Consider the following 17856-nt stretch of genomic DNA (forward strand, 5'->3'; position numbering starts at 1 on the left):
CCGCCCATCCGCCAAGACCGACGGGGTCACCACCAGACACGAAGGAATCCTCTACATGTACAACCCGAAGCACAAGCAGCCGGTCAAGACGACGGCTTTCCTCGCGCTCGAGGCGAAGGACTTCGACCGGTTCACCGCCGGGGAGCACGTGAAGCCCCGCGGCCGCCGCGCCGTGAAGGCCGCCGACAGCATCCTGCGAGTCAGCGAGATCGGCGAGCGTCAGCGCCGCGCCAGCCAGGCCGTCGAGACCCCGGCGACGGTGGCAGCATGAGCGCCAACTGGTCCGCGCCGAACTCCGAGCTCGTCCTGCCCGTCGACCCCGACATGACCGAGTGGCTCACCCTGCGCCGCGCGGGCCTCGGAGGCACCGACGCCGCGACCATCATGGGCGCGAACAAGTTCAGCAACCTCTTCTCGATGTGGATGGACAAGACGTCCACCCTGCCGCCAGAGAACCTCTCCTCCGACCTCCTCTGGTTCGGACACGAGGTCGAGCCGATGATGCGCCGCCGGTTCACGACCGAGACGAACATCGCCACCCGCCGCGTCGGGACCCTCCGCTCGAAGACCCACCCCTTCATGCAAGCCAACATCGACGGCCTGACGGCCGACGGCGGCATCCTCGAGATCAAGTCGACCGACTGGTTCACCGACGCCGGCAAGGAGTGGACCGGGGGCGACATCCCCGACCACCCGTGGTGGCAGGTGCAGCACTGCCTCGCGGTCTCCGGCCGGTCGCACGGCTGGTTCGTGGCGCTCGTCGGCCGCAAGTTCGTCATCGCCGGGCCGATCGAGCGCGACGAGGAGGCCATCGAGCGCCTCATCGCAGCAGAGAAGGCCTTCTGGGAGCAGTACGTCGCCGGCCAGGTCGCCCCTCCGATCAACTTCGAGACCATCGACGAGGACGAGGCACGCTCCCGCTTCCCCGTCGCGACCCCGGACGCCACGGTCGCGATCGACGCCCAGCCGATCCCAGAGATCTGGGCCGACCACCTCGAGGCGTTCCTCACCGCGCGCACCACCGAGTCCGACGCGAAGAAGGCGAAGGAGGCGGCCAAGGCCAAGCTCATGGGCCTCATCGGCGACAAGCAGCTGCTCACGCTCGACGGGAAGCCCGTCCTGAAGTGGGGGCAGACAGCCGGGGCCTCCTACCTCGACGGCGACGAGGTCGTCCGTCGCCTCGCCGAGATCGAGGGCAAGACCGAGTTCGAGGTCCGCCGCGAGCACACCAAGAAGCGTGCTGACACCCGGTCTCTGACCGTGGTGAAGCAGAAGCAGGAGAAGGCAGCATGACCACCGTCGCCACCCGAGACACCCCGCAGTCCTCCGCACTCTCCGTCGCCAACGGTCAGGAGTTCTGGACCCCGAGCCAGGTCGCAGCTCTGCGGCAGGTGGGCATCGAGAACGCCAGCAACGGCGACCTCGCGGTCTTCCTGAACTACGCCCAGCGCACCGGCCTCGACCCGTTCGCGCGGCAGATCTACATGATCGGCCGCGAGGACCGCCGAGCCGGGACGACGAAGTGGACCATCCAGGCCAGCATCGACGGCCTGCGCATCGTCGCTCAGCGGTCCCGCGAGTACGCCGGGCAGGTCGGTCCGGAGTGGTGCGGCCCGGACGGGATCTGGCGCGACGTGTGGCTGTCCGACGAGGCCCCGGTCGCAGCTCGGGTCGGTGTGCTCCGCAAGGGCTTCGCTCAGCCGCTCTACGCCGTCGCCCTCGTCAAGGAGTACGCCTCGACGTACAAGGACCGTCAGACCGACGTGGTGAAGCTCTCCGGGCTCTGGGGCACGAAGCCCGCGGTCATGATCGCGAAGTGCGCGGAGGCGCTCGCTCTCCGCAAGGCATTCCCGATGGACCTCTCTGGGCTCTACACCGCAGAGGAGGCCGAGCTCGAGGACAGAGCAGCCGCGGTGCAGGAGGACCAGCAGGAGAGCGTCCGTCCTGCCGAAGCGCGTCGCGGCGCTCGGGCGGAGGAGCCCGCTCCGGTCGAGGGCCGGGACTGGCTCGCGGAGGTCGACGGCGCAAAGAGCGCCGAGGAGCTCCGAGCGATCTACAACGCTGCCCGCGATGCGACCGACGTGCCCGCCGGGCTCGCAGAGCGCATCACGGAGAAGGCCCAGCGTCTGACACAGGGACCTGACGTCGTCGACGCGGAGATCGTCGACGAGCCGCCGGCGGAGACGGCCGCGTGAGCGACCCAGCCGCCGAGGAGTTGCACGGGACGCTGCCGACCACGAACCAGGTCGTCATGCGCCTCTCCCAGCTCTCCCGAGCGCTCGAGGCGAAGACCCAGGAAATCTCGGACCTCGACCGCGAGTGGGTCACCGCCAAGGCGGCCTTCAAGGTCGCCTTCGCCCGGACGTTCCTGACGACCCCTGGGTCCATGGACGTCCGCAAGCAGACCGCCGTGCAGGAGACCGCGGACCTCGACTTCACCGCCGAGCTCGCCGAGGCGAAGGTCCGTGCTGCACGGGAGTCGATCCGCACGCTCCGAGACCAGCTCGACGTCGGCCGCAGCCTCGGCGCTGCGGCCCGCGCCGAGTTCCAGGCCACCGGATGGGGGCAGCACACATGAACCACCCCGGGAACCCCACCCGCCGGCCGATGCTGGAGACGTGTCCGCTGGAGGCCTGCGGGCGGCCAGCGCAGCACTGGGCGGGCGACGCCCACGTCTGCAACCTGCACTGGAAGAGGTGGAAGCGCACAGGGGGGCTCACGAAGGTCCGCGTCACCGCTCCACCTCGAGCCTCGCGCGGCACCTGCGTGGTCGACGGATGCTCGGCGATCGACGAGGGCGCTCAGGGGCTCTGCAAGACCCACGCGACTAGACAGCGCCGCCACGGGGACCCCGAGAAGGTCGTCGCACCCGAGGAACGCCAGGTGCTCACCGGCGCTGCCCACCCCCAGTGGACCGGCGACGAGGCGACCTACGCGGCCGTTCACCAGCGATTGCGGCGCCAGCGCGGCGTGGCCCGCAGCCACGCCTGCGTGTCGTGTGGAGAGGGAGCCAGCCAGTGGTCCGTGAACCGATCGGCGGCAGGCCTGCTGACCTCAGCCGAAGGCCCGTACTCGACAGACCTCACGGACTACGACCCAAGGTGCGTTCCGTGCCACAAGAAGTACGACCTCAACTGGGACGGAGAGCAGTCATGAGCGGATTCACCAGACCGGTCGTCGAGCGGATCGTCGAGAGGGACCAGAGCTGCTGTGTGCGGTGCGGGGCCTCCGTCGCTGGCAAGGAGCGCGGCTTCGCCTGGTCGATACACCACCGACGCCCCAGGGGCATGGGCGGCTCGAGGAACCCCGTCGTCTCCGGGCCGGCGAACGGGCTCACGCTGTGCGGTTCGGGGACGACTGGGTGCCACGGCTGGGCTGAGGCCCACCGCGCCGAGGCCATAGCCGTCGGCCTGATCGTCGCTCAGCACGGAGACCCCGAGCTTGTTCCCGTCCTGAACTGGACGCACGGTGCCGCGTTCCTCTCGGCGTCGTCGGGGTGGTGGCCGGTCGGTACCGACTACCGCGGCACGGACTACCTCGAGCACGTCGCCGCCGAGCGTGGCGTCCCGGCGGACTCCGCGGAATACCTGCGGCTCGCGTCCGTGATCCTCGACGGTCTCCAGCGGCTCAACGGCCCGGCCACCCTCGAGCGGGACCTCGACGCCGAAGAGGCGGAGGTCGTGGAGAACTCCTGGAACCGGGAGTGGGGACTGTGAGCGACCTGCTCGCAGGTGCGCTGACCGTGCTCGTTCTGGCCCTGGTGGCCTTCTCGGTGGAGCGCTACATGCAGGGCCCTCCGACCGCCTAGGACCGTTGAAAGTCCCCGTCAATCGCCATCTGGCTCTTTCCTGACTTCTTGCGCAATCGAAGCGATGGCCTGTGTTTGCTTTTTGATCGCCGCTTCGATCCGCTTGAGGGAACCTTGGGGTTGCGCTGAGGCACCTGGGAAATCTCCAAAGTCGAGTTCGTAGACGAGCGGGCCGTGCTGGCCAACCGCGCTTTCGTGTGTGATTTCGACACGATGGCGGGACAGGGTCCCAGCGTTGTAGATGGCCACCGTGCTACCCAGCGTCCATCGCATCTCGCGACCTGGTGGGAGCGATGCAATGCCGTTCGTGAAGGCCTTGAGAGAGGCTAGTTCGCCGAAGGCACTGTTCACGTCTTCTCTTCGAACCACGGGATTGAAATTAACGCGAACGTTGGTTGCGACAGTGGGGCCTTCGTTCTTAATCACCAGGTGAACAAGCCACGCATGGACGGGGTCGATGCGAAAATCCACCCAGACATAGGGGACTTGTGAATCGCGGTGAATTTGCCGCTGCAACTCGGTTTGTTCTTTCATAACCCTCACTTGCAGCCATGCCGCCAAGCCGGCAGCTGATGCCACCGCCGCACCAACGATTGCAACCCACGCCGCGCCGTCCATGTTCCTCCTCCGCCCACAACCGCGCTCGCGGCCCTCCTTCAAAGATAGCCGCACTCGACACCCCGAAGAGGTACAAAATGTTATCGGCAGAAACAACCCAACTCACGCAGACTGACCTCACGAGCCGCATGCTCGCCAAGTCCGACGAAGCCCGCCGCTTCCGCGCTCTCGAGGAAGCCGCCGAGCTCTCCCAGCGCGAGGTCCGCGCCGGGACCCGCGACGCCTTCGGCAAGCCCATCACGAAGCGCGCCCGACCACCCCGGCCCCGCACCATGACCCCAGCCGACCGCGTCGAGCCCGACACCGACGCCATCGTCGCCGCGTACAGCGACGAGGGCCTGACGGTCCCGGAGATCGCCGAGGCGCAGGGCATCAGCCAGCACACCGTCTACCGGCACCTCAAGGCCGCCAGCGTCCCGCTGCGCGCGAAGACCGCCCTGCCCGACGAAGCCGAGCTCGTGCGCCTGTACGAGTCCGGCCTGTCGATCCGACAGATCGCGAAGCAGTTCTCGGCATCGACCGTCCCCGTCCACCGTCGCCTGCTCGCAGCCGGCGTCACCATGCGCCCTGCCAAGGGCGCAGTTAGGAGCGCAGCGTGAGGATCACGAGGTCAGTGCGCGCGAGCGAAGTGCTCCCGGTGGTATGCCGCGTGCGACCAGTCGATCCCGTGGTCTTTCGACACCAGCAGGTCGCCGACAAGGCTATCGTCGGCAGCCCGGAACACCTGCTCGTCGGCGATGTACAACGCCCCCTTGTCGAAGAGGACGTGGTCGTTTGGGCAGAGGCACAGGACGTTGTCGACAGTGTCGGGCCCGTCGTGTGGCGCCCCGAGTGCACGGATGTGAGCCCCTTCGGAGTAGAAGCCGACCGGGGTCTGAAGTTGCGTTCTGCAGATCTGACATGTGCCGGAGTAGAGGTCCTTCACCCACTGGGTGATGACGCTGTTGCGGACGATCCGCTGGACGACGCTGCTGGATCGGGAAGGCGCTGCCCTGCCTACCGGACGGGTGCTGCTCGTGGCCCCAGAAGTCTCCCAGGAGGCTCCGCCGTCGGAGGCCTCGAGAACATAGCGCTGGACCAGCTTGCCTTCCACGCCGATCTCAGACCATTGCTGAACGACGACGAAGAGCCCGTCGTACCGGTATCCGGCCTTCGGCGAGAAGGCTGCGTCTCCACCAGCCCCGCGAATCACTCGGACGGGCAACCCCGTCTGCCCCGAGATCGCAAGGGCCAGGTTGTTGCCGCTCAGCTCCTGGTCCTTCGCCGGCTTAGTGGCCGTCGCTCGCCCTCCCTGACCGGTGTAGATGATCCTGTCTCCGTAGTCCCGGTCATCGACGTACCCGCCAGACACGATGATCGCGTCGGCCCCCTGCGCGGGGTGCCCAGAGATCCCGCCTTGGAGATGCCGCTGAAGCCCGGCTCGCTTCACCGCCTCGCGGTCGGCGTAGGTGGTACCGGGCGGGTTCCCAGGGATCTCTCCGAAGACGCTGTCCTGTGCCATGCCGCGGAGGCTACCGGCATTCGCATGGGGTGTGCTGGCGGCTCGCGCGATCGTGACCTGCAATTCCACCCTCTAAAGGTGGCTGCGTGAAGCCGCCCAGGCCAGCGTGCGTCGACGGCGGCCAATGGCTCGCCGATGTCGACGACACCGACGATCGCCTCCCCCAGGCCCGTGCGCTCTGCGCGGGCTGCCCGGTGCTCGCCTCGTGGTGCAGGCCGCTCGTCCTCGAGCAGGTCAACGTCGACGGCGTCGCCGCGGCCATGACCCTCACCGAGCGCCTCGCCTGGCGCGAGCGTCACACCGTGCACGTCGAGGACGTCACGCTCATCGACGTCACCCCGGTCACGGACATCACGCCGTCCATCGCTGACGCCCTGCCCGTCACGACGTCCGGGGAGCTCCACTCGAGCGTCCTGACCGTCATCAAGCGCATGACCGCTGAGGGCATGTCCTCGGAGGTCATCAGCGAGCGACTCGCTCACCCCCACGTCTCCCCCGAGACGGTCGACTACGTGCGGCGCACGTACATGCGGGCCTATGCCCGCGTAGAGAACTAGGAGGCCACCTGTGGCTGAGCTCAAGACCCTGTCGGTCCGGTCGATCATGCCGGACCCGATGAACCCCCGCTTCGACCTGGGGGACCTGACGGCGATGACCGCGGACATCCGTGCGGACGGGCTGATCGAGCCGCTCGTCGTGCGGCCGGGATCCTGGGGCCGGCCTACGGGCGTGTGCCAGGACTGCGAGCACGTCGTCGAGCGGCTCACGACCGGTGTGCTGGTCGAGCACTCGACGGAGGGGATCCCGTGCCCGGGCGGCTCGTCGCCGGCGGCCGACGACTGGTACGTGGTCGCTGGGCACCGGCGGCTCGCGGCGTCGAAGGCCGCGGGCCTGCGCGAGGTCCCGTGCGTGGTGAACAACGCCTTGAAGACGAAGGCGGACGTCATGCTCGTCATGGTCCGCGAGAACGGGCACCGCCGGGACCTCACGGCGCTGGAGGAGGCGCACGCCTACGAGCAGCTGCACCTCGAAGGGCTGACGACGGTGCGGATCGCGGAGCAGACCCGGAAGCCGAAGAAGCAGGTCGAGCGGCGCGTGCGGCTGCTGTCGCTGGCCCCGGAGACGCAGGAGCAGCTCAAGACGGGGCAGGTGACCCTCGACGACGCCGAGGCGCTGCTCGGGCTGCCCCCGGACGTTGAGACGAACGTCCTGAAGTCGGTGGGCACGCGGGAGTTCCGGCAGGAAGTCGCCCGCGAGCACCTCGCGCTCGTCGGCGACGCGACCGACGAGGCCGTGGCCGCACGTCTCAGGGACGACTTCCTCGCCCCGTTCCTGGCCGGTGGTCAGCAGCCGCACAAGGAGCGACCAGTCATGCGGGAGATCGTCGCCGTGCTGGCAGCGACCCTCCCGCGCAGGACCGTCCGCGAGTGGGCCGAGTGTGTGGGTGTGACAGACCCGGGTGCACTCTCGGGCGTCCCCACCTTCCGAGTCCTTCTGGGGCTCGCTGTGACCGTAGAGAAGACACCCCCCGGCATGTACCAGCTGCTCGCCTCCCTCGGCTACGCCACGTCGCCTCTCGAAGAGACCCTTCTGGCAGGCGCCTGATGACCTGGTTCAAGGTCGACGACGGCTTCTCATCGTCGAAGAAGGTGCTGAGCATCCCCCGCACGCAGCGCCTGGCGGCTGTCGGGCTCTGGACCATGGCGGGGAACTGGTCGGCCAAGGAGCTCACCGACGGGGTCGTTCCGAAGTACGTCCTGGACGAGCTCGGAGCGACCCCGAAGTTGATCCAGGCCCTCATCGACGCCCGGCTGTGGGACGACGGGCGCTCGACCGAGGCTCGGTCGAGGCTCGATGGAACCTCGGCCGAGGCTTGGTCGAGCGCCGGTGACTGTGGACCGTGCATCGTGTTCCACAACTGGCCCAAGTACCAGCCGACCCGCGACGGCGTCGAGGAAGAGCGGCGCAAATCGGCAGAACGCCAGGCGAGATGGCGGGATAGGCACAAGGGAGAGACGGGTGAGTCGCCCGTTAGTAACGACGTTACCGACGCGTCTGTTGAGCGTCCGTCACCCGTGAGTAACAGTGCCCCGACCCGACCCGACCCGACCCGTACTACCTCTAACGAGGTAGTAGGAGACTCCTCGTCGAGCGTCGCTGACGCGCCGACTCGACCCGACGTCGATCGCATCTGCCAGCACCTGGCAGACCGCATCGAGGCCAACGGCTCCAAGCGGCCCACGATCACGAAGGCCTGGCACGACGAGGCGCGCAGGCTCCTCGACCTCGACGAGCGCGAGGAGGCCTCGGTCATCCGGGCCATCGACTGGTGCCAGGGCGACCCGTTCTGGCGATCGAACGTGCTGTCCATGCCGACGCTGCGGAAGAAGTACGACCAGCTGCGGCTGGCCGCCCAGCGAGAGCAGACTCCGGCCGCGTCGGCTCGGCCGACGACGGACGACAAGGTCCGCGAGGCCCTCGACCGAGCTCGTGCTCTGGCCGCTCTCGAGCAGGGCGAACAGCAGCAGATCGAGGGTGCCGCATGAGGCCGTCCGAGGCGATGGTCCTGCTGACCAAGGTCATGACGTTCGACAACCGCACCCTCAACGACTCGGTCGCAACGTCGTGGTCTCAGGTGCTCGCCGATGTGGACTTCGCCGACGCCGAGGCGGCGGTCCTGAAGCACTACGCCGCCTCCTCGGAGTGGATCATGCCGGCGCACATCCGTGCCGGGGTCCAGCGCATCCGCGCCGAGCGAGTCAGGGCCGTTCTGGGGACCGCGGCGCCCGTCCCACCGCCTGAGGTGCCAGCAGACGACGTTCAGGCGTACCAGGCGTGGCGGAGAGCCTTCCTGGCCGCTCTGGGCGACGGACGGCCCCTGCATGACGCGGAGACCGTCGCGTGCGAGGCCGCGGGCATCGAGCCCGTGCACCGCGAGCTCACCGCCCACCACATCCCCACCTTCCCCCGACTGGAGCGAGCGTGACCGTCACCGTCCACAGCAAACCGGCGTGCGTCCAGTGCGATGCGACCTACCGGAAGCTCGACAAGGCCGGGGTGCCCTACGAGGTCGTCGACCTCACCGAGCGCCCAGACCTCCTCGAGCAGTTCCGAGCCGCCGGGCACCTCGCTGCCCCCATCGTCACCGTCACCACCGACGGCGTCGTCACCAACACCTGGGCGGGCTTCCGACCAGACAAGATCGCGGCCCTGGCCGCAGAGATGGAGAACCACCATGGCAGGTGACACGGTCATCACCGTCGTCGGGAACATCACCGGCGACCCCGAGCTGCGCTTCACCCCGGCGGGGGCGGCGGTCGCGAACTTCACGATCGCGAACACGCCCCGCACGTTCGACCGCCAGGCCAACGAGTGGAAGGACGGCGACACGCTGTTCATGCGCTGCTCGATCTGGCGCGAGGCCGCGGAGAACGTGGCCGAGACCCTCACGAAGGGCACTCGGGTCATCGCCCAGGGGAGGCTCGTGCAGCGCTCCTACGAGACGCGCGAGGGCGAGAAGCGCACCGTTGTCGAGCTTCAGGTGGAGGAGATCGGCCCGTCGCTGAAGTACGCCTCGGCGAAGGTCACCCGCGCCCAGCGCTCCAGCGGTGGAGGCGGTGGTGGCGGGTTCGGCGGTGGCTCGGGCGGCTCTGCGCCGGCGGACGACCCGTGGGCCACCGCCAGCCCAGCCTCGACGTCGTCGTTCGCTGATGAGCCCCCGTTCTAGGACTTTCACGGTGACGCTGCCCGTGGATGCCGTCATGAACTCCAACCGGAGGATCGACGCGCATCCACGGGTCCGCCCCGTGAAGTCCCGCAGAATCCGCGACCGCTTCGCTGCCGTCGCGCAGGGCACGGACCAGATCCCGGCGCCCGTTGAGGTCGTCGTCCAGCTGACGTTCGGCCGCCGCGGACGCCGCGACTCCCCGAACTGGTACCCGACCATCAAGGCCGCGATCGACGGCCTCGTCGACGCAGGCGCTCTCGGCGACGACTCCGACGAGCACATCTACCAGACGCGGTTTAACGCTCACGACGTCGACCCGGTGCTGCGCGCGCCGGGCACGGCCGGGGTGCGCGTCGCCATCACCGTCACGGGGGTCGCACCGGCCTCCGTCCCCGAAGGGACCCGACCATGACCGGATCGACCTACGAGGTGGGCAAGACCGCCGACCTCGTCGTGCACGTGCAGGGCCTCGTCACCGCCCTGACCGACGAGCAGATCACCATCGCCGGGCACGCGCTGCCGAGACAGCTCGGCAACGGCGTCGTCACCCTGTCCGTCGAGTGGCCGCGCCCTGAGACCGTCCGGGTCGGCTCGGACGACTGCGAGGGCGAGTGCGGCTACACCGACGACCGCCAGGTGGTCGAGACCGCGGAGGACGTCGTCGACGCCGCGCGCCGCGCGCACGACGAGGACCACACCCCGAACTGGGCGTACTGCGAGGACGCGATCTGCGCGGCCGTCCGGCTCGCCTCATGACCGCCCGACCGGCCCGCATCAATCCCGACACGAAGCCCGCGCTCCTGGTCGCCGTCGTGCTCACCAGCGGCCTCGCGGCCATCAGCTTCACGCTGTCCTTCGCCGGCCTGTCCGCGATCGCCCCCTGGGCTGCCGTGCCGCCGCACCTCGCGTGGGCGCTGCCCGTCTTCATCGACGGCGCGATCCTCGTCTACACCTACGCCGCCCTCGCCGCCCGAGCCCGCGGTGAGGGACAGGGGCGGGCGTGGACGTGGCTGACGCTGTGGACGGCCGTGTCCGTGGCGTCCAACGGCTCTCACGCGTGGGATGCCGGCCCGGGCGGATGGCAGGGCGCCCTCGGCTCGATCCTGGCCGGGTTGTTCCCGGTCGGGGTGCTGCTCGCGACGCACACCATCGCGGACCTGATCGTCGCGCGCCCCGCGGACACCGTGGACGTGGACACCCAGGACACCCCGGACGCCGACGAGAGCGAGCCGCCCCGCGTGGTCCCTTCGCTCACTGACGAGCAGCGCGCGGCCATCGTCGAGCTCTACGCCCAGGGCCTGTCCGTCCGAAAGGTCGCTGACCGGGTCGGGCTGTCCAAGTCGACCGTCCACAACGTCACACGGCTGACAGCAAGTCGTGTGTAGATCCAGCGATGAGAAGCGACTGTGAACTAGAGTGTGAAGCATGAACCAAGATGATGAGCTCACCACGTTCGGTTCAGAGCCGATCCGAGCGATCCACTTGACTCGCTCCCCACTGGTCCGCGTCCTGGCCCAGATCCGTTGGGCGCCCATGACCTCATTCGACCTGGAGAACACCGTCTCCACCTTCGCCCCCCTCATCGGATCGACCTACCCGCTTCGGGAGACTCAACAGGAAGTTTCATTTTTGGTGACTCCCGATGGCGTCAAGCAGCAAGACGGAGGCAGAATTCATCAGTTTGTCTCCGCTGACGACGCATGGAAGGTCAGCGTTGCTGATGGGCACATCTCATTGGAAACGTCAGCCTACCTATCCCGCGACGACTTCACCGAGCGCTTGACCGCCATTTTGGACGCCTGGAAGCAATGCGTGAACATTCCGAGGGTTGTGCGCATCGGCTACAGATACACCAATCGGATTGACCGCCCAGAAGACTACGCGGTGTTGAGCGAGCTAGTTACGCCCCTCGTGCTCGGCGGAATCAATGTCCCGACTGACGACAGCGTCACTTTCCTTCAAAGCACCGGTGAGTCCGCCTTCGGAATTGAGTCCGGGATGCTAGTTGCCCGATGGGCGCAACTAGCCCCGAACTCAACCGTCGATCCGACCTTGCCTCCTTCCGAGAACAAGAGCTGGGTTCTTGATATCGATGCATTCCGCGAAGCTCGCCTTCCCTTCGATACTGAAGCAATTGTGGCAGAAGCAAGAAGGCTAGCTCAATCGGCATACCGCTTTATGCGTACTGTCACAACCGATCGATTTACTACACATTTCGGAGGGGAGACAAATGCAAACTCTTGAAAAGGAGGGGGCCTGGAGAGGCGAACAAAGAGAAGCACCCCTAGAAGCAGGAACGACCTGCTCCTCGCTTTTCAATTTTCAAAAGACAAAGGCCTTCACCGCCAGTGTTGGAATCCTGGTGGTATTCGCTTCGAGTTCAGGAGCGCCAGCGAGCGGCGCCCAATATGGCGCCACCTTCGGAGTTCCGTCTGGCTGGTTTGCGCATGCTCCAAATCAAACCGAACTCGTTCGCCCTCCCGTAACCTTGCCTTTCCAGACCATCGCGACAGAGCCGGAACCACTAGACCATTCCGCTATGCTCAACGATGCGCGCGCCGCGATAGATTTCACTTGGGATCAAATGGCAAAACTGTTCAACGTGTCCCGACGAGCGGTGCACCATTGGTCATCTGGAGGAAATATGAACTCCAAGAACCTGGAGAAATTGATGCTTCTCGATGCCGCCATCGCGGAGAGTCGACACATGACACCTGAGCAGCGAAAGAAAGAGGTTCTTTCCCCACAAGCTCTTTCCGGGTTCTCAGAGATGCTCGGAGCATTCCGAGAGGACAGGCTCGTCCTCCAGCCTGTTGTGTCCGTTTCGCAACGCATGGGGCTGGACGTCAGCGAGCGATGACGAGCGATTGTGATGCCGCTGGAGAGTGGCGGCAAGGGGACCACTTCGATCTGAAGAAGATATTCATCACCGAAGACGGCAAGCCAGTTGAAATCCAGTGCAACGAAGGTGTAGTGCTGATTTCACAGACCTGCGACGTGGTGATTCCGACGCGTGAGTACGTTCAGGTTGCGAGAGTATCGGTGGAAGAGCCTAGCAGAGCTGGCACTCTAAAACGTGGCAACTCGGCACGCTGGATTCCGATGCCCTCCTTAGGGCGAAACGAATTTTTGGATCTGGACCTCATTGCAACGGTACGAAAATCGGACCTCTCTGGACTCAGAACCAAGGCCCTAATCGACGGCACCGACAACAAAGAAGTTCGCGATTTTGCACAGTGCATTGCACGAAAATTCGGCCGCTTCGCCTTCCCCGACCACATCGTCCCTGCATTGCAGCCGATCCAGACACTGCTTCGAGGCAAGAGTGCGCGCAACTCCAATCTGGCGAAAGTAGTTTCGTGGATTCATGAAATGCGCGTCTCGGCTGATGACTGGTTCGCGCCAGACGCAAGTCTCACCCTGTATTTCATCCTCGACCCCGGTCACCTTCCGCTAGATATGGTTGAAGGCCCGCGGCCCTTGCCAATTAGGAACCGAATCGCATTCAAGTTGGAAGCTGTTTCGCCGACCGGCCGGCACATTAAGGACTCTGAGAAAGCGGTACTTAGAAATCTACATGGCAGGTCGCCTCAGGAGGAACTTGAGGAGGTGTGTCTGGAACTGAGCAACATTAAGGACGAACCGGAGGCTCTGGCGACCCGGGAGCTCGACGACCTCTGGTTCGCATTCCGGTCTCTAGTCTCCAAGATTTGCGAGGTGGGGTCCGACTCAGAAATCACGGTCGAAGTAGATGCTGTAGCGATCGACGAATTCACAATGCTGTCATTCGTCACCTCCGAATCATTGGACCTGAGCCATCTATCTTCGACCTTGATTCGCCCTTAGAGCCGGATTAGAAATTCTGGTCTCACGACTCCTTCATCCCACACTTCAAGGGTGCTTGGTCAACGACTGATCTCAACACCCGCAGGAATAGAAGGCTCGCCACCTAGGCACCCTCCCAAGGGTTCGAAAGGCCAGAGGAGCCTGCACTCGGAGCAGAATTTCTCCGTTGAGAGCTCACTGCCGCGTCACCGCTGACGCCCAGACCCACACGAACCCTTCTCTGCCGTGCTGGTCGAAGTACCGCACGTGCACGGCCTTCGGCGACCACGCAGTCGCCTCTCCCTCGACCTGAGAGTCACCGTCCGAGGTGTGCACCCACACCCGGACAGGGACGCCTCGCTCGGGGCGCGTGATCGGGTCTCCGACCGCCAGCGGGCTGAGCGAGTACGCCATCGCGCGGAGCGGGATCTTGTCAACCATCCGCACACCCTATCGAACACACGTTCGATTACTCGTCGAGCCTGGAGACACCCAGGTCAACGCCCACACCGCCTCCCGGAGGATGCGCTCGTGCCAGACCCACAGACGAACCCAGACGCCGAGAAGGCCGTCCTCGGAGCATGCCTGAACTCCCCCGCAGCCATGGCGACCGCCGTGACGGTCGTGCGACCAGAGGACTTCTACGTCCCCGCGCACGAGACCATCTGGGACGCGATGCTCTCCCTCCACGACTCCGGGCAGAGCGTCGACGAGCACACGCTCCCAGCGGCCCTGAAGCGCTCCGGTGATCTCCAGCGGGTTGGTGGGCTGCTGGTCATCGCCGACCTGATCGGAGCGGGCATCAACCCTGCCGCGATCCGCGAGCACGCCCGCATCGTTGCTGAGACCGGGGTCCTGCGCCGCATGACGATGGCCGGGCAGCGCGTCACCCAGCTCGCCTCCGACGGTGCCATCAGCCCCCGCGAGCTCGCCGCCCTGGCCCTCGCCGAGATTGAGGCCGCGTACCGACCAACCGTCGACGAGCGCGCGACCAGGGTCTCGGACTTCATCGACGACGTCATCGACGACCTCGAGCAGCGCGATCAGCCATCGGGCCTTGAGTGGCCCTACCGCACGACCCGCCGATGCCTGAACCCCCTCACCCCGGGCCAGCTCATCCTCGTCGCCGCCCGACCAGGGGCCGGCAAGTCCGTCATGTGCGTCGACCTCGCTCGCGACGTCGCGATCCGCCAGGGCAAGTCCGTCATCCTCTGGTCGCTGGAGATGAGCCGCGAGGAGATCCTCAAGCGCCTCCTGGCCGCCGAGTCCCGCGTGCACCTGTCCCGCATCCAGGCCCGAGACCTCACCGCCGAGGACTGGGACCGGATCGCGAAGGCGACCGTGCGCATCCGCGAGGCCGACCTGCACATCGTCGACGACCCCACAGCGACCGTCTCCGACATCCGCGCCGCGATCAAGACCCACCAGCCCGACCTGCTCGTCCTCGACTACGTCCAGCTGGGCACGATGAACCCGAAGGTCGAGCGCCGCCAGGGCCTCGAGGAGTTCACCCGTGGGCTCAAGCTCACCGCGAAGGCCGCGGGCATCCCGGTCGTCACCGCAGCCCAGCTCGGCCGCGGCCCCGAGATGCGGGTCGACCACACCCCGCTGCTGTCCGACCTGCGTGAGTCCGGGAGCCTGGAGAACGACGCCGACACCGTCGTGCTGCTCTACCGGCCCGACTACTACGAGGCCGAGTCGCCCCGGGCCGGCGAGCTCGACCTGATCGTGGCGAAACAGCGCAACGGCCCGACCGACACGATCGCCCTGGTCCACCAGCTGCACTACTCGCGGATCGTCGACGCCGCCGCCTGATTCGGTGCCACGGAACCCATCCCGTCACACGTAACACCCCCGGGCCGACTCTGGCCGCATGGCCCGACCACCCGACCTCGACGAATCACGCACCGTGACCATCCCCGTGCGCTTCACCCCCACCGGCGCCGCCCTCGTCGACGCCGCCCGCGGTGACCTCTCCCGCTCCGCCTACATCCGCGGCCTCATCTCCGTCGACGCCTACACCCGCGACATCACCCCGAAGGACGCCTCATGACCGACGGCACCATCCCCCGCCCGACCGACCCCCGCGCCGGCGCGCTCTGCACCGCGTGCAACCGCGCCCGGTCGCTGGGCACCGCCAAGCACTGCGACTCCCCCAGCTGCCCCTGGTGGAAGTGCGAGCGCTGCGGAGCCAGCAACGACCCCACGGGCGCAAACGACAGCACCGACCGATCCGGCAACACCCGCCCCGACACCACCCCCAGGGACCCCCGATGAAGCTCACCATCGACAAGACGACCTTCTCCGACGCAGTCGCGTTCGTCGCCCGCACCATCCCCGGCCGACCAGCCAACCCGATCCTCGCCGGCGTCGTCCTCCACGCCGCCGACGGACGCCTGGCCCTGTCCGCCTTCGACTACGAGACCTCCGCCACGACGACCGTCACCGCCGACGTCGCCACCGAAGGCCGCGCGATCGTCTCCGGTCGCCTCCTCGCCGAGATCGCCAAGTCCCTGCCGAACAAGCCCGTCACCCTCGAGACCGACGGCGCGCTCATCCACGTGCGCTGCGGCTCCTCGAAGTTCCGCCTCCTCACAATGCCCCTCGACGAGTTCCCAGCCCTGCCCACCGCGGCGAACGACCTCGGGACCATCACCGGGCACGCCTTCGAGCACGCCGTCGCCCAGGTCGCCGTCGCCGTCTCCCGCGACGAGACGCTCCCGCTGCTCACCGGCATCATGGTCGAGGCCACCCCGGGGTGCCTGACGCTCATGGCAACCGACCGCTACCGCCTCGCCGTCCGCGAGCTCCCCTGGGACGGAACGGTCGAGGACACCTACCTCATCCGGGCCAAGGCCCTCACCGAGGCGTCGAAGCAGCTCCAGGGCGACGTGCACGTCACGACCAACGGTCACGGGGTCCTCGGCTTCTCCGACGGAACCCGCACGTCGACCACGCAGCTCATCGACGGCGACTACCCGCCGGTGCGCCGCCTCTTCCCCGACGCCGTTGCGGTGACCGCCCTCGTGAACGTCGCCGACCTCGCCGCGGCCGTGAAGCGCGTCTCGCTCGTCGCCGACCGCGGCATCCCCGTGCGCCTCGTCTTCGAGGACGGGACCGTGTCCGTCATGGCCGGACAGGGCGAGGACGCGACGGCCTCCGAGGCCCTCGACGCCACGGTGACTGGCGCTCCGCTCTCGGGAGCGAACACCACGCTGGCGTTCAACCCCCAGTTCCTCGCCGAGGCCCTGCACGCCCTTGACACCCAGGACGTCCAGTTCGGCATCAACCACCCGGCGAAGCCCGTGCAGCTCGTCGGGTCTAACGCCGACGGCGAGCTGCTGACCGCGTACCGGCACCTCCTCGTGCCGATCCGCTTCCAAGGGTGACCGGCCGCAGCCGAAACTGCAGCCGGTCCAGCATCAGTCAGACGACCTTGAGCCCCTTGGAGATCCCCTGCTTGCTGAGAGCCTTCCAGGCCTTGATCGCAACCGTTCCGCCCGACTTGGACGCCGCCGCGTAGTGCGCGCGCCAGGTGTCGTAGTAGTGGCGGTAGAGGTCAAAGTTGTTGCTGTTGGCGTTCGCCAGCTGCGCAGCGCAGTTCGCGTAGCCGATGTGGAAGATGAGGTCCGAGACACTTCCGGACGTCGCGTTCATCGCCTTCTGGTACGGCGAGTAACAGGTCGACCACGCGTTCGCCGCTGCGGCGGGCTGCGCCGCAACGACCGAACCGCCACCAATGATCGAAGCGGCGATGACCAAGCCAGCGAAACGCTGCCGCAGAGATCCAGTCTTCCGATTCATGCTTCCCCCTACTGATCGATCCGAACGGGGACGAAGACCGTCCCCATGCATATCTCGGCTGGTCACCGCCAGGACTTGAGCACCACCAGAAACGAACGAGACACCAAGACGGAGCCACCAGACCATCGGTCGAAGCGCCCATCCATGGTCCCTGCATCGTCTGCTCGGTGCGCTCCTCCCGTAGGTACCGGTAAGCACTCACACCCTCAGGGGGAGACTCCCCCCAGGCCCACCAGTCGGTGAGGTCTGGGGGGAGTTCTGCGTTTCCCCTCGGGTACTGCTTGGAGGAGCCTCGTGAAGCCGACCGTCGGACGCATCGTCTACTACACCTCGAAGCACGGCGACGGCGTCGTCTCCCCCGCGGTCGTTCTGCGCACCCGCGAGTCGACCGTCCCCGGGGTCATCGAACGCTGGGGACCGGCACCCGACGGCACCGCCTCCGGTACGGCCCGCGCCGCAGGCCTCGTCGCCGAGCTCCCCGACGACTCGACCCTCGACCTCCTCGTGCACGGCCTCGGAGGCGACTACCGCGAGTACGCCGTCCCCCAGTCCCCCACCCCCGAGACCGGGCAC

At 66.9% G+C, this 17856-nt stretch carries 27 protein-coding genes; 23 read left to right on the forward strand and 4 right to left on the reverse strand.

Annotated elements, in window-relative coordinates:
* Positions 1-55 precede the first annotated feature (55 nt).
* The 6 genes from HZZ10_RS05985 to HZZ10_RS06005 all read left to right on the forward strand — a co-directional run bounded on the left by HZZ10_RS05985 (position 56) and on the right by HZZ10_RS06005 (position 3716).
* Positions 56-271, forward strand: a complete 216-nt coding sequence (locus HZZ10_RS05985) for a hypothetical protein (protein ID WP_179912811.1) — start codon at positions 56-58, stop codon at positions 269-271.
* On the forward strand, positions 268-1293 hold the full coding sequence (locus HZZ10_RS05990; protein ID WP_179912812.1) for a YqaJ viral recombinase family nuclease: 1026 nt from the start codon (positions 268-270) through the stop codon (positions 1291-1293). The genes HZZ10_RS05985 and HZZ10_RS05990 overlap by 4 nt, the downstream gene beginning before the upstream one ends.
* The gene (gene bet / locus HZZ10_RS05995) at positions 1290-2195 is read left to right on the forward strand and encodes a phage recombination protein Bet (protein ID WP_179912813.1); all 906 of its coding nucleotides are present in this window, start codon (positions 1290-1292) and stop codon (positions 2193-2195) included. The genes HZZ10_RS05990 and bet overlap by 4 nt, the downstream gene beginning before the upstream one ends.
* On the forward strand, positions 2192-2578 hold the full coding sequence (locus tag HZZ10_RS06000) for a hypothetical protein (protein WP_179912814.1): 387 nt from the start codon (positions 2192-2194) through the stop codon (positions 2576-2578). The genes bet and HZZ10_RS06000 overlap by 4 nt, the downstream gene beginning before the upstream one ends.
* 446 nt (positions 2579-3024) lie before the next feature.
* Positions 3025-3156: a hypothetical protein gene (locus HZZ10_RS19410; protein WP_257152672.1), complete on the forward strand. Its 132-nt coding sequence runs from the start codon at positions 3025-3027 to the stop codon at positions 3154-3156.
* A gap of 131 nt (positions 3157-3287) precedes the next feature.
* Entirely contained in the window at positions 3288-3716 is a 429-nt protein-coding gene (locus tag HZZ10_RS06005; RefSeq protein ID WP_179912815.1) for a hypothetical protein, read from the forward strand.
* A 110-nt stretch (positions 3717-3826) separates the two neighbouring features.
* Here the strand turns inward: HZZ10_RS06005 and HZZ10_RS06010 are convergent, their stop codons facing one another.
* Positions 3827-4426, reverse strand: a complete 600-nt coding sequence (locus HZZ10_RS06010) for a DUF8453 domain-containing protein (RefSeq protein ID WP_179912816.1) — start codon at positions 4424-4426, stop codon at positions 3827-3829.
* A 128-nt stretch (positions 4427-4554) separates the two neighbouring features.
* Between HZZ10_RS06010 and HZZ10_RS06015 the strand changes: the two genes are divergently transcribed.
* Positions 4555-5025, forward strand: coding sequence for a helix-turn-helix domain-containing protein (locus tag HZZ10_RS06015; protein ID WP_179912817.1), 471 nt, complete (start codon positions 4555-4557; stop codon positions 5023-5025).
* 11 nt (positions 5026-5036) lie between these two features.
* On the opposite strand, the gene HZZ10_RS06020 is transcribed toward HZZ10_RS06015, so the two are convergent.
* Positions 5037-5927, reverse strand: a complete 891-nt coding sequence (locus HZZ10_RS06020) for a YDG/SRA domain-containing protein (protein ID WP_179912818.1) — start codon at positions 5925-5927, stop codon at positions 5037-5039.
* 86 nt (positions 5928-6013) lie between these two features.
* Between HZZ10_RS06020 and HZZ10_RS06025 the strand changes: the two genes are divergently transcribed.
* From HZZ10_RS06025 to HZZ10_RS06080, 12 genes are read left to right on the forward strand one after another with little or no spacing between them, the layout of a single operon-like run.
* Complete coding sequence (locus HZZ10_RS06025; protein ID WP_179912819.1) at positions 6014-6484, forward strand: WhiB family transcriptional regulator; 471 nt, start codon at positions 6014-6016, stop codon at positions 6482-6484.
* A 10-nt stretch (positions 6485-6494) separates the two neighbouring features.
* On the forward strand, positions 6495-7532 hold the full coding sequence (locus tag HZZ10_RS06030) for a ParB/RepB/Spo0J family partition protein (protein WP_179912820.1): 1038 nt from the start codon (positions 6495-6497) through the stop codon (positions 7530-7532).
* A complete protein-coding gene (locus HZZ10_RS06035; RefSeq protein ID WP_179912821.1) occupies positions 7532-8473 on the forward strand; it encodes a phage replication protein O in 942 nt (313 codons plus the stop codon). Before HZZ10_RS06030 ends, HZZ10_RS06035 begins: the two co-directional genes overlap by 1 nt.
* Complete coding sequence (locus HZZ10_RS06040; protein WP_179912822.1) at positions 8470-8913, forward strand: hypothetical protein; 444 nt, start codon at positions 8470-8472, stop codon at positions 8911-8913. The genes HZZ10_RS06035 and HZZ10_RS06040 overlap by 4 nt, the downstream gene beginning before the upstream one ends.
* Entirely contained in the window at positions 8910-9173 is a 264-nt protein-coding gene (locus HZZ10_RS06045; protein ID WP_179912823.1) for a glutaredoxin domain-containing protein, read from the forward strand. Before HZZ10_RS06040 ends, HZZ10_RS06045 begins: the two co-directional genes overlap by 4 nt.
* Positions 9163-9654 carry a single-stranded DNA-binding protein gene (locus tag HZZ10_RS06050; RefSeq protein ID WP_179912824.1) on the forward strand — a complete coding sequence of 164 codons (492 nt, stop codon included), beginning with the start codon at positions 9163-9165 and terminating at the stop codon, positions 9652-9654. The genes HZZ10_RS06045 and HZZ10_RS06050 overlap by 11 nt, the downstream gene beginning before the upstream one ends.
* A gap of 10 nt (positions 9655-9664) precedes the next feature.
* Entirely contained in the window at positions 9665-10066 is a 402-nt protein-coding gene (locus tag HZZ10_RS06055; RefSeq protein ID WP_218928476.1) for a hypothetical protein, read from the forward strand.
* Positions 10063-10410, forward strand: a complete 348-nt coding sequence (locus tag HZZ10_RS06060; RefSeq protein WP_179912826.1) for a hypothetical protein — start codon at positions 10063-10065, stop codon at positions 10408-10410. The genes HZZ10_RS06055 and HZZ10_RS06060 overlap by 4 nt, the downstream gene beginning before the upstream one ends.
* On the forward strand, positions 10407-11039 hold the full coding sequence (locus HZZ10_RS06065) for a DUF2637 domain-containing protein (RefSeq protein WP_179912827.1): 633 nt from the start codon (positions 10407-10409) through the stop codon (positions 11037-11039). The genes HZZ10_RS06060 and HZZ10_RS06065 overlap by 4 nt, the downstream gene beginning before the upstream one ends.
* Positions 11040-11079: 40 nt before the next feature.
* On the forward strand, positions 11080-11898 hold the full coding sequence (locus HZZ10_RS06070) for a TIGR04255 family protein (protein WP_179912828.1): 819 nt from the start codon (positions 11080-11082) through the stop codon (positions 11896-11898).
* On the forward strand, positions 11885-12514 hold the full coding sequence (locus HZZ10_RS06075; RefSeq protein ID WP_179912829.1) for a hypothetical protein: 630 nt from the start codon (positions 11885-11887) through the stop codon (positions 12512-12514). The genes HZZ10_RS06070 and HZZ10_RS06075 overlap by 14 nt, the downstream gene beginning before the upstream one ends.
* A complete protein-coding gene (locus HZZ10_RS06080) occupies positions 12511-13500 on the forward strand; it encodes a hypothetical protein (RefSeq protein WP_179912830.1) in 990 nt (329 codons plus the stop codon). Before HZZ10_RS06075 ends, HZZ10_RS06080 begins: the two co-directional genes overlap by 4 nt.
* Before the next feature lie 174 nt (positions 13501-13674).
* Here HZZ10_RS06080 and HZZ10_RS06085 read toward each other — a convergent pair whose 3' ends face one another.
* Positions 13675-13920, reverse strand: coding sequence for a hypothetical protein (locus tag HZZ10_RS06085; RefSeq protein ID WP_179912831.1), 246 nt, complete (start codon positions 13918-13920; stop codon positions 13675-13677).
* A gap of 90 nt (positions 13921-14010) precedes the next feature.
* Here HZZ10_RS06085 and HZZ10_RS06090 point away from each other — a divergent pair, with 90 nt between their 5' ends.
* The 3 genes from HZZ10_RS06090 to dnaN all read left to right on the forward strand — a co-directional run bounded on the left by HZZ10_RS06090 (position 14011) and on the right by dnaN (position 16868).
* Entirely contained in the window at positions 14011-15294 is a 1284-nt protein-coding gene (locus HZZ10_RS06090) for a replicative DNA helicase (protein ID WP_179912832.1), read from the forward strand.
* Positions 15295-15352: 58 nt separating this feature from the next.
* The gene (locus tag HZZ10_RS06095) at positions 15353-15532 is read left to right on the forward strand and encodes a hypothetical protein (RefSeq protein ID WP_179912833.1); all 180 of its coding nucleotides are present in this window, start codon (positions 15353-15355) and stop codon (positions 15530-15532) included.
* 220 nt (positions 15533-15752) lie between these two features.
* Entirely contained in the window at positions 15753-16868 is a 1116-nt protein-coding gene (dnaN, locus tag HZZ10_RS06100) for a DNA polymerase III subunit beta (RefSeq protein ID WP_179912834.1), read from the forward strand.
* Between the two features lie 37 nt (positions 16869-16905).
* Here dnaN and HZZ10_RS06105 read toward each other — a convergent pair whose 3' ends face one another.
* Positions 16906-17136 (reverse strand): hypothetical protein, encoded by a 231-nt coding sequence (locus tag HZZ10_RS06105; RefSeq protein ID WP_179912835.1) that lies wholly within the window; start codon positions 17134-17136, stop codon positions 16906-16908.
* 441 nt (positions 17137-17577) lie between these two features.
* On the opposite strand from HZZ10_RS06105, the gene HZZ10_RS06110 reads away from it, so the two are divergent.
* Positions 17578-17856, forward strand: a 279-nt coding sequence (locus tag HZZ10_RS06110; RefSeq protein ID WP_179912836.1) for a hypothetical protein, incomplete at its 3' end; no start/stop codon positions are given.

Source organism: Sanguibacter inulinus (genome assembly GCF_013415325.1).
Lineage (GTDB): Bacteria > Actinomycetota > Actinomycetes > Actinomycetales > Cellulomonadaceae > Sanguibacter > Sanguibacter inulinus.